Origin of the sequence: Pseudomonas sp. SIMBA_068, assembly GCF_046534705.1 — a bacterium.
GTDB classification, from domain to species: domain Bacteria; phylum Pseudomonadota; class Gammaproteobacteria; order Pseudomonadales; family Pseudomonadaceae; genus Aquipseudomonas; species Aquipseudomonas putida.
Genome location: NZ_JAWRYI010000475.1, coordinates 1 through 273, shown reverse-complemented (window position 1 = coordinate 273; position 273 = coordinate 1). Strand labels below are relative to the sequence as shown.

Below are 273 nucleotides of genomic sequence, written 5' to 3'. Positions count from 1 at the left end.
TAAACATCGCCATAAACACCAGCAGCAGCGTCCAGTCCACACTGAGCACCACGCGACGTGCCAGCAGCGCAAAGCCTGCCGCCACAATCACCAGTCCCCACAGCTCTTGTTTGAACTCCAGCGCCGTCAGAAAGACGATATACAGCCCCAGACAACTCCACACCAGCCGCGGTTTCCACTCCGGTGTTTGCACCCCCGTATGGTATTGCATCGCCTTTCCAGGGAAACAACACCAGCACAGGAGCAGGAGCGTCAGCATCATTGCGCCAGCCA

Annotated in this window: 1 protein-coding gene; it reads right to left on the bottom strand. The window is 57.9% G+C overall.

What is annotated here, in order from left to right:
• The coding region (locus tag SB756_RS30030; protein WP_410913232.1) for a hypothetical protein at nucleotides 1-211 on the bottom strand (211 nt) is incomplete at its 3' end.
• Nucleotides 212-273: the final 62 nt, after the last annotated feature.